This is a genomic window from Streptomyces sp. NPDC058274 (genome assembly GCF_042881375.1).
GTDB lineage: Bacteria > Actinomycetota > Actinomycetes > Streptomycetales > Streptomycetaceae > Streptomyces.
This window is the reverse complement of record NZ_JBHVXW010000007.1, coordinates 341,700-357,533: the sequence shown is the minus strand read 5'-3', so window position 1 is coordinate 357,533 and position 15,834 is coordinate 341,700. Positions and strand designations below refer to the sequence as shown.

Sequence of the window (15,834 nt, the reverse complement as noted above, 5' to 3'; positions counted from 1 at the left end):
CCCCGGTGGATGCGGCGGCTACCAGCGGTACCAGCGGCCGCGGCGCCCACCGGACGCTCCCGGACGGATGACGAAGCCGAGCAGCCAGACGACGAGCACGATGACCGCCAGCCACCACAGTGCCTTGAGGGCGAATCCGGCACCGAAAAGAAGCAGGGCGAGCAGAAGAACCAGCAGAATGGGAACCATTAGTATCAACCTCCAGAACCACTGGTGCCCCGGTTCTTTCGGGCTACACGCACGCCCCTCGAAGCGGAAACGGAATGCGGCCGATGAGCGCGCCGCGGCCGTCACCAAGCCGGGGGAGTTCCCGGAAAGGCCTTTGCGAAACTGAGGAATTGGTCTCCGCGCACTGCGGTACGGGCACGACGGTCCGGGGGCCACGCCGCGCACGCGGACGTACTCCGTCACGACGGCCGTGGGGGCCATGCCCCTTCACGACGGCTGTGGGGGCCATGCCCCTTCACGACGGCCGCGGGGCCCCACGCCTCACAGGCGGACGTACTCCTTGCGGACCACGGCCGCCAGTTGTGTCATCGCTTCCTCGGCGAGCATGCGGTCGGCCCGGTCGAGGACGGCGAGCACATCGGCGGCGGCTTTCCTGACCGACTCGGACACCTCGTCGAGCGCGGCCATCCGGTACGCGAGGGTACGGCGCGCGGCGCGTTCCTCCGGTGTCACGCCACTCGGACCGGAACGCGGGAAGACGGCGGCCTCGTAGGCGGCGACCTGTACCAGGACGCCGTGGGCGAGGCCCTCGGCGTAACCGCGGGCCCCGGCCTGCCGTTGCGCCGCCGCGAAACCGGCCAGGGCGCGCCGTCGTACGAGAAGGGCGCCGACCGCGCCGGCCCCCGCCGCGCAGGCAGCCGCGGCGAGAGCGGCACCCGCACCGCTGAGGAGCGCGCCGATGAGGCCGGCGGTGGCCGCCAGGAGGCAGGTGAGCCCGCTGGTGAGAAGGACGAGTGCGCGCGCGGGAGTCAGCGATGCCATGGCGGCAGTGTGCCAGCCTCCGGTGGAGTCCCGGCCGAGGGGTCCTGTACGGCACCGGGCGTCCCCGCGCCGAGGCGCCCCGCCTGCCGGCGGTCGCTGCAGGACGGGGCCGGATCCTGTGTGACGCCGTCAGTCGTCGTAATGGATCCAGCTGCGTCCGGTCGTGTCGTACGTGTACTGGGGCCGGCCTGTCGTGCCGCTGGTGCGGAAGGGCCGGCCGTGGTCGTCGATGCGGGTGGTGCCGGTGCGTCCCTGGGCCGACCAGTCGAGTTCCAGATACCAGCGGCAGTCGCAGTTCTCGGTCCGGGCGGTGACCAGCAGCACCTCCGGGTCCTCGACGGACACCCGGTAGGGCAGGCGCATCGCCGGGATCGTCGTACCGCTGTCGTTGCCCGCGACGGACCGGGCGACAGGGCGGTCCTTGTCCAGGTCGACGTCGAAGGAGCGCGGGGTGAGAGCTCCTCCGCATCCGTTGTCCATCCGGAACGCGTTGTACGGCAACGGCGTTGCGCGGCCGACGACGCGCACCCGCAGTGCCTCCAGGACCACGGCCGCGGAGGTCCGGCCCTGGACCGAGATCTCCACGAGGGTCTGCCGCCCGTGCACGGCACCCTGGGACTGGGCCCAGGTGCCCGCGTCCTGCGCGGCCGGCGGCGGCGGAACCTGCTGTGCCGGCTTGTCGACGAGGTAGGTGTGGTCACAACCGGACTGCCACACCTGCGAGTTGGCGGTCCAGGTCAGCGGTACGGCGGCGGGCCGGCCCTTCTTCTCCTTCGGGTCACCGGAGGAGCCGGTGCGGGGGGAGGGGGACGCGGACGCCTTCACGGATGCCGAGGGGCGCACGTTCTTGGCGGACTTGCCGGTGCTCGGTGTGGGGCGCGGCCGGGCGGCGGGAGGCGCCGACGACGTGGGCCCGGTGCCTTCGGCGGCGTCGGCGCCCGGGTCACCGGACGGCAGGGCGAGCAGGCCGGCCACGGTGGCGAGGAGCGTGGCCGCCAGGGCGGCGGTGACGAGGGCGCGCCGACGGGTTCCGAGCGGGCCGGGCGTGCGCCGTGCGTCGGCCGGGCGGCCGCCTTCGCCGAGTGCCGCGTCGCTCACGGCTCTCTCGCCGGAGGACGGCGCTGCTCGGTCTGTCGCGGGGGTCAGGTCGACTGAGAGGTCCACCGCGTCTGTGGTGTCTGAGGGCTCTGACGGGCCTGACGGCTCTGACGGCTCTGACGCGTCCGCGGTGTCCGAGGAGTTCGAGGCGTCCGGCGTGAGTGCGCCGTCAGTGGGATCCGTCGGCCCGGCGGACGGGGACCCGTCGGCGGGCTCGACGGCAGCGGTCGTGTCAGCGAGCGGAGGCCGCGACCGCCGGCGCGCCGCCACGGCCGGGATCCACAGCCGGTGCAGTTCCATGCGCTCGTCCGGCGACGCCCCGCACAGCGCGGCGAATCGCTCCACCGAGGCGAACTCGAGAGGAACCGTGTCGCCGGAGCAGTAGCGGTGCAGCGTCGAGGTGTTCATGTTCAGCCGGCGGGCCAGGGAACCGTAGCTGCGGTCGGTGCGGGCCTTGAGACGGCGCAGCAGTGCCGCGAACTGCTCGACGTCGTCGTGAGTCGACACGCTTCCCCCGTGACCTTCCGTGCCCGTCCCCGTTGGCGGGCCCCTGAGTTGTCCTGGGACGGCATCCCAGGCACTCACATAGGTGCACGTCAGATGGCCTGGGATGGTTCCACCGTGGCGGGCCGGGCGTGAGCTCTTGTGCCGGACCGTTGCGGCCGCTGATGCTCTTGGTGTCGCACCGACCGCCGCCGCAATGACCTCCCGGACGGCTGACCACCACGTGTCCGGCGGTGCGGGCACCCGATGACTCACGTACACAGAAACAGGGGACACCCATGACCATGCGCACCCGACTCACCGCGTTCGGCGCCCTCGCCGCCGCCGGCCTCGTCATCGGCACGGTGACCGGCGCTCCGGCCGGCGCCGCGGTGCGGGCGAGCGCCTCGCCCGCGTTCCTGTCGGCCGCCCAACTGCCGCCGCACCCCACCTCGTCGTGGACGGCGGGCAAGGTCACCGGTGGCGTGCCGGAGCAGCTGCTGCTGTGCTTCCCCGAGACGTTCGCGGGATACGACTCGCGCTACCGCGAGTTCCGTACGGACCTCGACACGAACGCGCGTCAGCTCACCGTGGTCGTCAAGGACGAGGCCAAGGCGAAGAGCCTTGCGGCACGGCTGAACAAGGAACTCAAGAAGTGCGCCACGACGGTTGAGCAGTCCAACCCGGGAACGGACGCGGAGGTCCGCGACTACGGCACTCTGCCGGTCGAGGAGGGGGCGCACGTGTACGGCCTGCACACGACCACTTCCTTCGGCGCCGACGACGTCCGCCTGCTGTCGGTCGGCCGCGACGGCCATGCCGTGACGGTGGTCGAATGGGCGGCGCTGGGCGACTTCACCGCGGCGCCGGTGAGCGCGTTCAAGAAGACGACGACCACCGCGGTCAACAAGCTGTACTGACGCGGCCCCAAGGACAGGTCGTGGTCCGCTGATTCGGGGGACGGACCACGGCCGGCTCGTAAAGAAGACGGCTCACCCCGCCGCGGCCGATCCGCCGCGGCGGGGTGAGCCGTACGCGTCGTGCGGCCGCCTACTGGAAGGAGCACCCGGGATTGGCGGCGTCCTCGGACAGCGGGGCTCCATGGGGGAGGACGTAGAGCACCTCCAGGACGACTGGGGTGGTGCCGAGGTTGCGGCCGATGTGCACGTGACCGGCCCCGCTGGGCTCGGTGATCGTGGTCCCCTGCCGGTAGACGCCGTCGGAGGCGCAGGTGGCGTCGAAGTGGCTCAGGGTGCCCTCCTTGACCAGGCCGTACAGCGGTCCGTCGTGATAGTGCCAGCCGGTGCTCTGGCCGGGCGGCAGGGTGACCTCACGCAGGATGTAGTCGCTGCCGTCCACGGTGGTCCGGGCGATGATCCTGCCGGTGACGCCTGGGCCCGGCGGGGTCGCATGGGCGGTGCCGCCGAAGCAGACCGAGGCCAGGACGGTGACCGCGGCGAGTCCCGTACGGGGCAAGGTGCGCATGAAGGGAGTCCTTTGGGAGGCGAGGGGCGCGAGTTCCTCTCCTATATTCCGCGGCAGGCACGCCCGCGAACCCCTGGAGCCGCACACATCGCAGGGGTACGCGGTTGCGCTGTCGCCGCTGGTGCCCCCACCGCGCCGGAGAGGGACAATCAGGGCATGACTCCTCGCCTGGGTGACGTGAGCGGTCCCCCTCGGCTGGCCCGTCCGCAGGAGGGCATCAGCCAGGAGGAACTGGCCCTCGCGGCCCGCAACCACGGTCTGCCACTGGAAGCGCTGCGCTACGACGTGACCCCACCGGGGCTGCACTATGTGCTGACCCACTACGACATCCCCGCAGTGGACGCCGGCCGGTGGCGGCTGACGGTCGGTGGCCGGGTGCGGCAGCCGCTGCGGCTCGGGCTCGCCGAGCTGCGGTCGTACCCCGCGGTCACCGAGCGGGTGACGATGGAGTGCGCGGGGAACGGCCGGGCCCTGCTGGAGCCCCGGCCGGTGAGCCAGCCGTGGCTCGTCGAGGCGGTCGGCACCGCGGAATGGACGGGAGTGCCGCTTCGGCTGCTGCTCGACGAGGCGGGCGCCGAGCCGGGGTCCGGGGACGTGGTCTTCACCGGCGCCGATCACGGAGTCGAGCGCGGGGTGGAGCAGGACTACCAGCGCGGTTTGGCCCTGGAGACCGCACGCGGCACCGACCCCGAGGTCCTCGTGGCGTACGAGATGAACGGCGCCGCGCTGCCGCCACAGCACGGGCATCCGCTGCGGCTGGTGGTACCGGGCTGGTACGGCATGGCGCACGTGAAATGGCTGCACCACATCACCGTCACCGACACCCCGTTCACCGGATTCCAGCAGTCGGTGGCCTACCGGCTCCGGCAGGAGGCGGACGACGAGGGCGATCCGGTCACCCGCATCGCCCCGCGTGCCCTGCTGGTCCCGCCCGGCTTCCCGGACTTCATGTCCAGGGCGCGGGTGGTCCGGCCGGGCCGCGTGGCGCTGGAGGGGCGTGCCTGGTCCGGCAGGGCGCCGGTGACCTCGGTCGAGGTCAGCACGGACGAGGGGCGTTCCTGGTCCGAGGCCGAGCTGGAGCCGGCCGGCGGAAACCGCTGGGCCTGGCGCCGATGGCGCTTCGACTGGATCGCCGTACCGGGCAGCCATGTGCTCAGCGCCCGGGCCACCGACGCCGGGGGCAACATCCAGCCCCTGAGCCAGCCGTGGAACCGAGGAGGGTTCGCGAACAACCTCGTCCAGCGGGTACCGGTGCTCTGCCTGGACGCCGACGAACCCGACGACGCCGCCTGAGGCCGCGGCTGTGGGCGCCCTGAGGACGCTGACCCCTTCGAGGCGCACACGACTGCGGCCTGCTTGACGTTGCCTCAACGTGCATGGACCGCCTGCCCAGTTGACGTCAGGGCCGGACCCGGAGCCGCGGGCCGGGTGCCGTGGTCCTGCAAGGGGCCCACGCGCAGGCCGCGTTGCCGGCAGGTGTCCAGGATGCGGGGGAGCGCGCCGAGCGTGCTGAGCCAGGACCCGGGAGCGGACGTGCAGTCGGAGTCGTGGAGCAGGATCGTGCCACCCCCGCGGAGATCGGTGGTGACGGTGTGGTGGACGGTGTCGGCAGTGGCTCCGGCCCGCCAGTCCTCACCCCAGCAGGTCCACAGCGTCGGGGTGAGGCCGAGTCGTCGCGCGGCGACATGGGCGGACAGGGTCATGACGCCGTACGGCGGACGGAAGAGCCGGGGTGCCCGGCCGGTGAGCGTGGCCACGGTGTCACGGGCACGGGCGAGGTCGTCGTAGGTGGAGCGGGGGCCGCGCAGCAGGAGCATGCGATGCCCCCAGCCGTGCAGAGCGATCTCGTGCCCGGCGGCCGCCATCTCCTGGACGAGGCCGGGCGAGCGGGAGGCGGCCGAGCCGAGGAGGAAGAAGGTGGCGTGAACCTTCCGGGCGGCCAGCAGTCGCAGGAAGAACGGGGAGGACACCGGATCGGGGCCGTCGTCGAAGGTCAAGGCCACGTGGTCGGGCCTGCCCTGTGCCGCGAGGCCGGGCATCAGACGGTTGCGCAGAGGGCCGAAGGTGGAGATGACCGGAGCCGCGTGGGCCGCGAGGGCGGGAACAAGAGCGCAGGCGGCTGCGCGCGCGAGACGGGTGGAGTTCACGTGCGCGGCCCTTCGTCGGCCTCGTCCCAGTCGAGGTGGTGCAGGCCGTGGTGGACGGCCTGGAGGACGGCGGGCCCTTGATGGGTCACGGCGATCCCGGTTCCGATCGCCCCGGCCCACAGCGTGGTCGCCGCGAGGACGGCTACGGCCATCCTGCGCTGCCGGCCCGGACTGGGCGGCAGGACGGTACGCCGGTACGCGGCCCGGAGGCGGTGGGACCTGCCTGCTGCGGCGAACCCCCTGCCGCGCGGCCGGCGTATTCGAGCGGCCGCCGATCGCCCGGCCGAGACCCGCGGTTCAGGGGTGTCGGCGCCGGCCTTGAACGCAGCCGCTGCCGTGCGGACCGCGGCCGGGACGGCGAGGCCCGCGGTCGTCCGGGCGGCAGCGGGGGAGGGGCGGGACGCGACGGTGGGCCGACTGGCGGCGCGGGGTGAGATGGCGCGCGGTCCGGCGATGCGGGCCGCGGGGTTGTCGTGTCCGGCGATGCGGGCCGTGGTGTGGTCGTGTCCGGCGATGCGCAGCGGGGCTTCCGCGGCTTCGCAGGCCCGCAGCACCTCGGCCACCGGCCCGCTGCCCGGCTCGTCGGCGAACAGTGCCAGTCCCGCCGCGCGCTGTCTCCGGCCGGCCGTGCCTTCGAGGAGAGCGGCCAGGGCGGGTGCCAAGTCACCGGACCGGCGAATCCACACGGCGACCCCCGCCTCGTGCAGAGCGGCCGCGTTGGTCTGGCCGTGCCCTGGTATGCAGCCGTAGCTGATCACCGGGAGTCCACAGGCGAAGGCCTCGAGCGAGGTGAGCCCGCCGGAGTTCTGCACCAGGATGTCGGCGGCGTGCATCAGGCCGGGCATGTCATCGACCCAGCCGTAGGCGTGCTCGATGCCGGCCGATCTCAGCCGTGCGGCCAGGCGTTCGTTGCGACCGCACACCACGACCGGTACGGCGGCCCCACCGGCAAGGATCTCCGTGGCGGCTTCCTGCACGGGGCCGACGCCCCAGGAGCCGGCGACGAGCAGTGCGAGCGGGACGTCGCGCGGCAGTCCGAACCGATCCCGGGCGGCCTGTCGCTGCCGGGCGTCGGCAGGGGTGAAGCGAGGGCTGACGAGCGGTCCGGAGACGGTGACCCGCGCGGCCCCCAGTGCGTTCGCCTGGTCTGCGGGGACGGCGTGGGCCGCGAGATGGGCATCGACTCCGGCGGCCACCCACAGCGGGTGTACGGAGAAGTCGGTGAGATAGGTCAGGGCGGGTACGGAGAGACGGCCGCGGCGGCGCAGCGCGCCGAGTACCTGGCCGGCGCCCGGGTAGGTCGCGACGACCGCACGGGTGTCCGCAGGCAGCACGGCCAGCGTCCGCCGCTCGGCGAGACGCAGCAGGGCACGCGCGATCGGACCGGTGCCCGCGGCGCGGTCGGTGACGCTGTAGATCCGTTGGTACACCCAGGGGGCGTGGGTCAGCAGCTGGTGGTAACCGCTGTTGATGAAGCGGCCGACCGCGAAGGGCAGGAGGTCGAGGAAGTCGTGCCGGTCCACTGGGTGCCCCGCGGCGGACAGTCGGCCGGCGAGTTCGGCGGCGGCGCCGTCATGGCCCGCGCCGACACTCGCGGAGATGATCACGATCCGGCCCGGCCGGCCGGCGGCCGTGTGCGGGAGCGAAACGGATGCGGCCCCGGACGCTCGCGCGTCCTCGGCCTTCCGACTGCCGACAGGCACCATGAAGCGACCTCCGAACGTCAGGGTTTGCACAGGCACAGGTCGGCCGGGCGCGAGAAAACTACAACATGTAGTAGTTGCGGCGTCTGAGAATCAGCGGCTGTTTCGGCAAGAGTTCGACAAGAAGTAGTAGATTGAACGGCTGCCCGGGCGCGAGCACGCCGCCGCACACGTGGGCGTTACGGACGCTACCGATCCGGGCCCAGTTCATGGGTCCTGACCTCGGAAGCCGCGGAAATACCACGTCACTGGATCGATGCGCGTACGAGGAAGGCGGGAACGGTATGACTGACGAGGGCCGCGGCGGCCGCCGGCGGGCACGCGGCGAGCTGGAGAGCAGCGTCCTCGCCGCGCTCTGGTCGGTGGACGAGCCGCTCACCCCCGCCCAGGTCAAGGCCCGGCTGCCGGGGGAGCTGGCCTATACGACGGTGCTGACGATCCTGTCGCGCCTGCTCGACAAGGGGCTGCTGTCCCGCCACAGGGCCGGCCGGGGCTACGCCTACGAGGCCCTCCGCAGCGAAGCCGCGCACACCGCCGAGCAGATGCGATCGCTGCTGGAGCGCAGGTCGGACCGCGGCGCGGTGCTGGCCCGGTTCGTCTCCGAACTCTCCGAGGACGACGAGCGCTTGCTGAAGCGACTGTTGGACGAGCGCGAGGATTGACGGGTCTTCCGGAAGGCAGAGGGGCAGACGGGAATGTGACGGCAGGGCCTGGGGAGAGTGCTGTGCACGGGAACGGCTGTCGCTCCTGGGAAAGGCCGGTCCCCGGGGAGCTGTCCGCTCGCCCGACCTCGGCAGTCCCTGCGTCATGGCCCTATGAACCTGGAGGTCCTGTCGCTACCCTCCGCGCATGATTTCCACGGTTGTGTGGGGTACCGGCAACGTCGGCCGCGCGGCCATCCGCGCCGTCGAGGCCCACCCGGCACTGAAACTCGCGGCAGTGCTCGTCCACAACTCCGACAAGGTAGGCCGGGATGCCGGCGAACTCGGCGGACTCGACCATCACTTGGGCGTCACGGCCACCGACGACATCGACGCCGTACTGGCCGCCGGCCCCGGCGCCGTGGTCTACGCGGCGTCCGGCGACATCCGGCCCGACGACGCCCTCGCCGACATCTGCGGGGCGATCCGGTCCGGTGCCGTCGTCGTCACGCCCGCGCTGTACCCGCTCTACGATCAGCGCAACGCCCCGCCCGAGTTCCGGGATCCGGTGCTGGCGGCCATCGCGGACGGCGGCGGTTCGCTGTTCGTCTCCGGTGTCGACCCGGGCTGGGGCAACGACGTACTGCCCCTGCTGATCAGTGGACTTGGCACCACGGTGGACGCCATCCGCTGTCAGGAGATCTTCGACTACTCGACGTACGAGCAGGAAGAATCCGTTCGCTGTCTGGTCGGTATGGGACAGCCGATGGACTTCGAGCCGCTGATGCTCGCGCCGTCGATCCCGACCATGGTGTGGGGCGGGCAGATACGGCTGATGGCCAGGGCCCTCGGCGTCGAACTGGACGACATCCGCGAGACCATGGACCGCCGTGCGCTGGAGTCCACGGTGAGTACGCGGACGATGGGCGAATTCGCGGCCGGTACCCAGGGCGCGGTGCGGTTCGAGGTGCAGGGGATCGTCGAGGGTGAGCCCCGCATCGTCATCGAGCATGTCACCCGCATCCACGCGTCCTGCGCCCCGGACTGGCCGACGCCGCCCGACGGTGACGGAGCGCATCGCGTGATCATCGAGGGGCGTCCCAGGATCGAGGTCACCATCGAGTCCACCGACGAGGGCGAGAACCGGTCCGCGGGCGGGAACGCCACCGCCGTCGGCCGGCTGGTGGGCGCCGTCGACTGGCTCGTGGACGCCGAACCCGGACTCTACGACGCGCTCGACGTCCCGCTGCGTCCCGCAGTCGGCAGACTCGGAAGGAAATGACCATGCAGATCGACATCCCCGAAGGCCAGGAACCGATCGGATACGTGTGGGGCGAGATGGTCCCCGGCATCGGCATGGCCGCCGCCAACTTCTCGCTGTCGGTGTACGAGCACACGACGCTGGGGCTGCGCGAGTTCGAGGCCGCGCGACTGCGCATCGCGCAGATCAACGGCTGCCTCTTCTGCCTGGACTGGCGGACCGAACGGGACGGCGAGAAGGTCGAGGACGAGTTCCCGGACGCGGTGTCCCAGTGGCGCGGCACCGACGCCTTCGACGACCGCACCCGGCTGGCCGCCGAGTACGCCGAGCGGTACGCCCTCGACCACCACGGGCTCGACGACGAGTTCTGGACGCGGATGACCGCGCACTACAGCCAGCGCGAGATCGTGGAACTGAGCATGAGCATCGGCTCATGGCTGGCGTTCGGCCGGCTCAACCACGTCCTCGGCCTCGACGCGGTGTGCGTACTGCCCACGCACTGAGGTGACGTGAGAGCGGCCGGGACGGGCAACGGGCCGCACAGGGAGTCCCTGCGCGGCCCGCCGGAACACACCGCATGATCCGCCGGACAGGTCCTAGAGGTCCGTGGCGATGATCTTCTCGATGTTGCGTTCGGCCAGTGCCGTGATGGTGACGAACGGGTTGACGCTGGTGTTGCCGGGGATCAGCGAGCCGTCGATGACGTACAGGCCCGAATAGCCGTGCAGCCGGCCGTAGTTGTCGGTGGCCTTGTTGAGCACAGCGCCGCCCAGCGGATGGTACGTGAGGTGGTCGCCCCAGATTTTGTAGACGCCGAAGAGGTCGGTGCGGTAGATCGTTCCTTCCTTGGCGTTGATCTTGTCGAAGATCGTCTTGGCCATGTCGATGGACGGTTGCTTCCAGGCGGTCTGCCAGTTCAGATCGACCCTTCCCGCCGCCGCGTTCCAGGAGAACTGGGCGCGGTTGGGGTTCTTGGTGATCGACAGATAGAACGAGGCGTAGGTCTCGATCCCGGTGGGCAGCGGCGCGACCTCGGCGAACGCGCCGCCCGCGGCCCAGTTGTCGATGCCGCCGCAGGGAATGCTCGCCTGGAGTGCGCCGGTCGGGTCCCACAGATGGTTCGCACGGCCGCACATGACGTTCCCGTTGTCGCCCCAGCCCTTGCCGATCTCGCTGTTCAGGCCGGGCAGCGCTCCGGTGGCCTTGAGCTTGACCAGCAGTTTGCTGGTGCCGACGCTGCCGGCCGCGAAGAACACCCGGTCCGCGGTCACGGTCTTGGTGGTCGTCGTGTCACCGGTGGTGTTGAGCTGGTCGATGAGGACCGTGTAGCCGCCGCCGGACGCGGGGGAGACCGAAGTGACCCTGTGCAGCGCCGAGATGGTGACCTTTCCGGTGGCCGTGGCGCGGGCGATGTAGGTCTTCTGGAGCGACTTCTTCCCGTAGTTGTTGCCGTAGAGGATCTCTCCGGCCAATGCGGACTTGGGGACGGTTCCGGCGGCCTCCTGCTCCATGTAGCCCCAGTCGTATACGTCGGGCACGAAGACGAAGGGGAAGTTGGAACGCTGGGCGTGCTTGCGCCCCACCCGCGCGTACTGGTAGCACTCCGCGGTCTCGAACCACGCCGGGTTCACGGTGCCGACCCCGAGTCCCGCGTTGGCGCGCGGGTAGTAAGTGCCGTACATCTCGTCGGCGTTCACCGACGGGAGGATGGCGCCGAAGTTCTCGCGCTTGGGCGTGACGGCCATGCCGCCGTTGACCAGTGAGCCGCCGCCGACGCCGCGGCCCTGGTAGACGATGATGCCGCCCATCTCCTCGGCGTCCAGGATCCCGGTGTAGCGGGGGACGTCCTTGTCGATCGGGAAACCGAGGAAGTTGCTGAGGGGCTGCTTGGTCCTGGTGCGCAGCCAGTAGGACCGGTAGTCGGGGCTGGTGGTGTTGGCGAAGATCTTGCCGTCCGAGCCGGGGGTGTCCCAGGCCATGCCCATTTCGATCATGTGGACGTTGATGCCCGCCTCGGCGAGGCGCAGGGCGGCCACGGAGCCGCCGTATCCGGTGCCGATCACCAGGACGGGGACGTGCGCCCCGGAGGGGATCGGGCCGGCCGCGACGACGGCCGGCTGCTGAGCTGCCATGGCGTGACCCGCAAGGGTCACGACTCCAAGAATAGAACCTGTTCCTGCAATGAATCTGCGACGCGAGACACCCTTCGGGTCGTCATTGTGCATGGTAGTGTGGCCCATGTGACATTCCTCACTCTCGATGAGTGAGAACACGTTCTACTGTTACTTGCGTGTTAAGTCACTACATACCTCTAGGTAACTTCTGGTCGTTCTCGGGCGGGCCGCCGCGCCGGGACCAAGACACGAGCCCCCGCGTCGCTCGTCGCCCGGCCGACGCGTGAGCGCAGTCCGCCTCCGCACCGCGTGAAGCGTCCCCGTCCCGGTGCTCCGCCTGGAGTACCTCGGCGCGACAGCCCGATGGGTCCGCACGAGGGTGGGAGGATGACTGAGGAGAGCACCGTGCTGACCGGACAGGCCCCGCCGCCGGTACGCGACTGGCCCGCGAGCGATCTGGACGGCACGCAATTCGACCCGGTGCTCGCGGAGTTGATGCGGGAGGGCCCCCTCACCCGGATCCGTCTCCCGCACGGCGAGGGCTGGGCCTGGCTGGCGACCAGGTACGAGGACGTCAAGATGATCACCAATGATCCTCGCTTCAGCCGCAAGGAAAGCGTCGACCGCCAGGTCACCCGGCTCGCTCCGCACTTCAAGCCGAAGCCCGGTTCGCTGGCGTTCGCCGACCAGCCCGACCACAACCGGCTGCGCCGAGCCGTCGCGAACGCGTTCACGGTGGGCGCGATGAAGCGACTGCGTCCACGGGCCCAGGAGATGCTCGACGCCCTCGTGGGCCCGGTAGTGCGGGACGGTCCGCCGGCCGACCTCATCGAGCGCGTCCTGGAGCCCTTCCCGATCTCCGTGGTCTGCGAGGTCATGGGCGTGCCCGCCGCCGAGCGGGAGCAGATGCACGCCTGGACCCGGCAGATCATCTCCACGGCGGGCGGGGCCGAGGCCGGTGAGCGGGCCAAGAACGGGATGTACGGATGGATCGCGCAGGCCGTCCGCGACCGCCACGGAAGCGACGGCGAGGATGTCCTGTCGCTGCTCGGAGCCGCCGTGGGCCGGGGCGAGATCAGCGAGGAAGAAGCGATCGGGATCGCCGGCCCGCTCCAGATCGGCGGAGAGGCCGTCACCCACAACTGCGGTCAGATGCTGTACGTCCTGCTCACCCGCCCCGACCTCCTGGAGCGGCTCCGCAGCGACCCCGAGGTCCGGCCCGGAGCCATCGAGGAACTCTTCCGCTACCTCCCGCACCGCACCGCCGTCGGCCTGGCCCGGATCGCCCTGGAGGACATCGACATCCACGGCATCCGGATCAACGCGGGTGACCCGGTCTACGTGTCCTACCTGGCCGCCAACCGTGATCCGGATGTCTTCCCCGACGCCGACGAGATCGACATCGGCCGGGAGCCCGGCGCGCATGTCTCGTTCGGCAACGGACCCCATTACTGCACGGGCGTCGTCCTCGCCCGTATGCAGACGGAGCTGCTGATCAACACCCTCCTCGACCGGCTGCCCGGACTGCGTCTCGCGGTCCCCGCGGATCAGGTCCCCTGGCGGCGCCGCACGATGATCCGCGGCCCGCAGGCTCTGCCGGCCACTTGGTGACGCCGTGACGCCGTGTCGCCGTGACGCCGTGACGCCATGTCGCCGTGACGCCGTGAGGCTGTGACTGCGTGACGGCCTGACGCCCCAGGGCGAGCCGCAGGTCTCAGGACTGCGGTTCGTCGGCGGGCCGGTGCACGTTGATGGCCAGTACGGCGGTGTCGTCGTCCACACCGGTGCCGAAGCTGTCGAGCAGCGCGCGGATCGCCTCTACCGCGGCCGACGCGGTGGTCGGCGCCAGGTCCCGGGCGAAGTCGAGAAGCGCTTCGTCGCCGTAGCGGTCGCCCGCGAGCGCGGTGTGCGCCTCGGTGAGCCCGTCGGTGTAGAGGAGCAGGGTGTCGCCCGGGGCGAGCCGGACGGTGGTGGTGACCGTGTGCGCGTCGGCCAGCGCGCCCACGAGCTGCCCACCGGGAGTGGGCAGATAGGCCGTGCTGCCGTCGGCGCGCATCATCAGCGCCGGCGGGTGCCCACCGCTCGCCAGCGTGACCAGGAAGTCACCCCCGTCACCGTCGGGGGTGAGCAGCCCGAAGATCACGGTGCAGAAGCGCGGATCCGAACCCTGGTACTCGTAATTGAGCACGGTGTTGAGATTGCGGAGCACGGCGACCGGATCGGGATCGTAGACGGCGGCGGCCCGCAGGGTGTAGCGGGCCAGGGAGGTCACGGCCGCCGCCGCGGCACCCTTTCCGCAGACGTCGCCCAGGAACAGCCCCCAGCTGCCGGCGCCGAGGGGGAACAGGTCGTAGAAGTCGCCGCCGACCTCGTCCGTGGAGGCGATGTGGTAGTCCGCGGCGACCTCCAGGCCTGGGACATCGGCCAGGGCGGGCGGCAGCAGCGTCTTCTGCAGGGTGGCGTTCAGACGCTGGAGGCGCGACCGCTCCCGCTCGGATTCCTGCCGGGCGCGCAGCAGCTCGGTCTCGTACGCGCGACGGTCGCGGGCGTCGAAGACGGTGGTGCGGATCAGTACCGGCTGCCCCTCGCCGTCCGTCTTGACGGCCGAGGTCACCAGCACCGGCAGCCGGTTGCCGTCCGCGCTCTTGAGCTCCAGGGCGATGCCGCTGACCTCGCCCTGCATCCGCAACAGCGGGGCGAAATGGGTCTCGTGGTACAGCCGGCCACCGACCGTGAGCAGGTCGGAGAAGCGTCTGCGCCCGACCAGGTCGTCCCGCTCGTAACCCAGCCAGTTCAACAGCGTGGTGTTGACCTTGGCGATCTGGCCGTCCAGGAGCGTGGAGAGGTAGCCGCAGGGCGCGTTCTCGTACAGATCCTCGACGCTGTCCTCGAGAAGGGCCGAGAACGGCGAATCGACGTCGGCGCGTGCTCCGCCCTCGTCGGGAACCCGGCCGTCTTCCGTACCCATCACGCAAGCGAGCCGGCGAACGCGCCGATCGCGGCGGCGGTCTCCTCGGGCGCGCTGAGCTGGGGGCAGTGCCCCGTCGCGTTCAGGGTGACCAGGCTGCTGCCCTGGATCTGAGCCTGGACGAACTCACCCACCTCCGGCGGCGCGATCGCGTCGTGGGAGCACTGCGCGATCAGCGTGGGAACGCCGACCTTGGCCAGATCGTCGCGATGGTCGGACAGGAACGTCACCCGGGCGAAAACCCGGGCGATGTCCGGGTCGGTCCGGCAGAAGCTGTTGGTGAGCTCCTCACCCAGCTCGGGGCGCTCGGGGTTGCCCATGATGACCGGGGCCATGGCGCCCGACCAGCCCAGATAGTTCGCGTCCAGTGACCCGAGCAGTTCCTCGATGTCGGCCGCGGTGAACCCGCCCCGGTAGCCGGACGCCGGGTCGTCGATGAAACACGGCGACGGCGCGAGGAGGACCAGACCGGCGAAGAGATCCGGTTCGCGCGAGGCGGCGAGCACACCCATCATCGCGCTGACCGAATGGCCGACGAAGATCACCGGGCCGAGCGCCAGGTCACGACAGACGTCGAGCACGTCCGCGGTGTACCCCTCCATCGTCGAGTAGCGCTCCTCGCTCCACGCCGACAGATCGGACCGGCCCGAGCCCACGTGGTCGAAGAGCACCACCGTGAAGTCGCGCTCCAGCACCGGCACCACCAGACGCCACAGGTTGTGGTCGCACCCGAATCCGTGTGCGAGCACGACGACCGGCGCGCCGGACCGCCCGGTCACCTTCACGTGGTTCCTGCTCCGCACATTCACGTGATACATCCTCGCAGACCCCGCTCCCGAGCACCCCGCCCACGGGCTCCCACGGACGATTCCGGGCCCCGGGCCCGGCCCCGGTGGCGGACGACCGCAGAAGCGGCAGGGCTGAGGCCGGGGCGGGCGGTCCGG

The 15,834-nt window shown here is 71.0% G+C and carries 15 protein-coding genes; 6 read left to right on the top strand and 9 right to left on the bottom strand.

Annotated features, from left to right (window positions below; all coding sequences use genetic code 11):
* Nucleotides 1-18 precede the first annotated feature (18 nt).
* From ACFVYF_RS17635 to ACFVYF_RS17625, 3 genes are all read right to left on the bottom strand, one after another.
* The gene (locus ACFVYF_RS17635; protein WP_383289982.1) at nt 19-189 is read right to left on the bottom strand and encodes a hydrophobic protein; all 171 of its coding nucleotides are present in this window, start codon (nt 187-189) and stop codon (nt 19-21) included.
* 300 nt (nt 190-489) lie between these two features.
* Nucleotides 490-990: a hypothetical protein gene (locus ACFVYF_RS17630; RefSeq protein ID WP_389456195.1), complete on the bottom strand. Its 501-nt coding sequence runs from the start codon at nt 988-990 to the stop codon at nt 490-492.
* Nucleotides 991-1,119: 129 nt separating this feature from the next.
* Nucleotides 1,120-2,595, bottom strand: a complete 1,476-nt coding sequence (locus tag ACFVYF_RS17625) for a helix-turn-helix domain-containing protein (protein WP_389456193.1) — start codon at nt 2,593-2,595, stop codon at nt 1,120-1,122.
* 275 nt (nt 2,596-2,870) lie between these two features.
* Here ACFVYF_RS17625 and ACFVYF_RS17620 point away from each other — a divergent pair, with 275 nt between their 5' ends.
* Nucleotides 2,871-3,491 (top strand): hypothetical protein, encoded by a 621-nt coding sequence (locus ACFVYF_RS17620; RefSeq protein ID WP_389456191.1) that lies wholly within the window; start codon nt 2,871-2,873, stop codon nt 3,489-3,491.
* A gap of 130 nt (nt 3,492-3,621) precedes the next feature.
* Here ACFVYF_RS17620 and ACFVYF_RS17615 read toward each other — a convergent pair whose 3' ends face one another.
* Nucleotides 3,622-4,056, bottom strand: a complete 435-nt coding sequence (locus tag ACFVYF_RS17615) for a cupin domain-containing protein (RefSeq protein ID WP_389456190.1) — start codon at nt 4,054-4,056, stop codon at nt 3,622-3,624.
* A 156-nt stretch (nt 4,057-4,212) separates the two neighbouring features.
* Between ACFVYF_RS17615 and ACFVYF_RS17610 the strand changes: the two genes are divergently transcribed.
* A complete protein-coding gene (locus ACFVYF_RS17610; RefSeq protein ID WP_389456188.1) occupies nt 4,213-5,349 on the top strand; it encodes a sulfite oxidase in 1,137 nt (378 codons plus the stop codon).
* A gap of 74 nt (nt 5,350-5,423) precedes the next feature.
* Here the strand turns inward: ACFVYF_RS17610 and ACFVYF_RS17605 are convergent, their stop codons facing one another.
* A complete protein-coding gene (locus ACFVYF_RS17605; protein WP_389456186.1) occupies nt 5,424-6,203 on the bottom strand; it encodes a polysaccharide deacetylase family protein in 780 nt (259 codons plus the stop codon).
* Nucleotides 6,200-7,909: a glycosyltransferase gene (locus ACFVYF_RS17600; RefSeq protein ID WP_389456184.1), complete on the bottom strand. Its 1,710-nt coding sequence runs from the start codon at nt 7,907-7,909 to the stop codon at nt 6,200-6,202. Before ACFVYF_RS17600 ends, ACFVYF_RS17605 begins: the two co-directional genes overlap by 4 nt.
* Before the next feature lie 281 nt (nt 7,910-8,190).
* Between ACFVYF_RS17600 and ACFVYF_RS17595 the strand changes: the two genes are divergently transcribed.
* The 3 genes from ACFVYF_RS17595 (at nt 8,191) to ACFVYF_RS17585 (ending at nt 10,311) form a co-directional block, all read left to right on the top strand.
* Nucleotides 8,191-8,568 (top strand): BlaI/MecI/CopY family transcriptional regulator, encoded by a 378-nt coding sequence (locus tag ACFVYF_RS17595; protein ID WP_389456183.1) that lies wholly within the window; start codon nt 8,191-8,193, stop codon nt 8,566-8,568.
* Between the two features lie 187 nt (nt 8,569-8,755).
* Nucleotides 8,756-9,829 carry a dihydrodipicolinate reductase gene (locus ACFVYF_RS17590; RefSeq protein ID WP_389456181.1) on the top strand — a complete coding sequence of 358 codons (1,074 nt, stop codon included), beginning with the start codon at nt 8,756-8,758 and terminating at the stop codon, nt 9,827-9,829.
* 2 nt (nt 9,830-9,831) lie between these two features.
* On the top strand, nt 9,832-10,311 hold the full coding sequence (locus tag ACFVYF_RS17585) for a carboxymuconolactone decarboxylase family protein (RefSeq protein ID WP_389456180.1): 480 nt from the start codon (nt 9,832-9,834) through the stop codon (nt 10,309-10,311).
* A 93-nt stretch (nt 10,312-10,404) separates the two neighbouring features.
* Here ACFVYF_RS17585 and ACFVYF_RS17580 read toward each other — a convergent pair whose 3' ends face one another.
* Complete coding sequence (locus ACFVYF_RS17580; RefSeq protein ID WP_389456179.1) at nt 10,405-12,048, bottom strand: GMC oxidoreductase; 1,644 nt, start codon at nt 12,046-12,048, stop codon at nt 10,405-10,407.
* Nucleotides 12,049-12,309: 261 nt separating this feature from the next.
* On the opposite strand from ACFVYF_RS17580, the gene ACFVYF_RS17575 reads away from it, so the two are divergent.
* Nucleotides 12,310-13,533 carry a cytochrome P450 gene (locus tag ACFVYF_RS17575; RefSeq protein ID WP_389456177.1) on the top strand — a complete coding sequence of 408 codons (1,224 nt, stop codon included), beginning with the start codon at nt 12,310-12,312 and terminating at the stop codon, nt 13,531-13,533.
* A gap of 103 nt (nt 13,534-13,636) precedes the next feature.
* Here the strand turns inward: ACFVYF_RS17575 and ACFVYF_RS17570 are convergent, their stop codons facing one another.
* Both ACFVYF_RS17570 and ACFVYF_RS17565 read right to left on the bottom strand, forming a co-directional pair.
* Nucleotides 13,637-14,890: a PP2C family protein-serine/threonine phosphatase gene (locus ACFVYF_RS17570; RefSeq protein WP_389456176.1), complete on the bottom strand. Its 1,254-nt coding sequence runs from the start codon at nt 14,888-14,890 to the stop codon at nt 13,637-13,639.
* Complete coding sequence (locus ACFVYF_RS17565) at nt 14,890-15,699, bottom strand: alpha/beta fold hydrolase (protein ID WP_389456174.1); 810 nt, start codon at nt 15,697-15,699, stop codon at nt 14,890-14,892. Before ACFVYF_RS17565 ends, ACFVYF_RS17570 begins: the two co-directional genes overlap by 1 nt.
* Between the last annotated feature and the right edge of the window lie 135 nt (nt 15,700-15,834).

Coding starts and splice junctions, on each gene's coding strand:
- ACFVYF_RS17570 (WP_389456176.1), bottom strand. CDS start 14,890: ATGGGTACGGAAGACGGCCGGGTTCCCGACGAGGGCGGAGCACGCGCC.
- ACFVYF_RS17595 (WP_389456183.1), top strand. CDS start 8,191: ATGACTGACGAGGGCCGCGGCGGCCGCCGGCGGGCACGCGGCGAGCTG.
- ACFVYF_RS17620 (WP_389456191.1), top strand. CDS start 2,871: ATGACCATGCGCACCCGACTCACCGCGTTCGGCGCCCTCGCCGCCGCC.
- ACFVYF_RS17630 (WP_389456195.1), bottom strand. CDS start 990: ATGGCATCGCTGACTCCCGCGCGCGCACTCGTCCTTCTCACCAGCGGG.
- ACFVYF_RS17590 (WP_389456181.1), top strand. CDS start 8,756: ATGATTTCCACGGTTGTGTGGGGTACCGGCAACGTCGGCCGCGCGGCC.
- ACFVYF_RS17580 (WP_389456179.1), bottom strand. CDS start 12,048: ATGGGCCACACTACCATGCACAATGACGACCCGAAGGGTGTCTCGCGT.
- ACFVYF_RS17575 (WP_389456177.1), top strand. CDS start 12,310: ATGACTGAGGAGAGCACCGTGCTGACCGGACAGGCCCCGCCGCCGGTA.
- ACFVYF_RS17600 (WP_389456184.1), bottom strand. CDS start 7,909: ATGGTGCCTGTCGGCAGTCGGAAGGCCGAGGACGCGCGAGCGTCCGGG.
- ACFVYF_RS17585 (WP_389456180.1), top strand. CDS start 9,832: ATGCAGATCGACATCCCCGAAGGCCAGGAACCGATCGGATACGTGTGG.
- ACFVYF_RS17610 (WP_389456188.1), top strand. CDS start 4,213: ATGACTCCTCGCCTGGGTGACGTGAGCGGTCCCCCTCGGCTGGCCCGT.
- ACFVYF_RS17635 (WP_383289982.1), bottom strand. CDS start 189: ATGGTTCCCATTCTGCTGGTTCTTCTGCTCGCCCTGCTTCTTTTCGGT.
- ACFVYF_RS17615 (WP_389456190.1), bottom strand. CDS start 4,056: ATGCGCACCTTGCCCCGTACGGGACTCGCCGCGGTCACCGTCCTGGCC.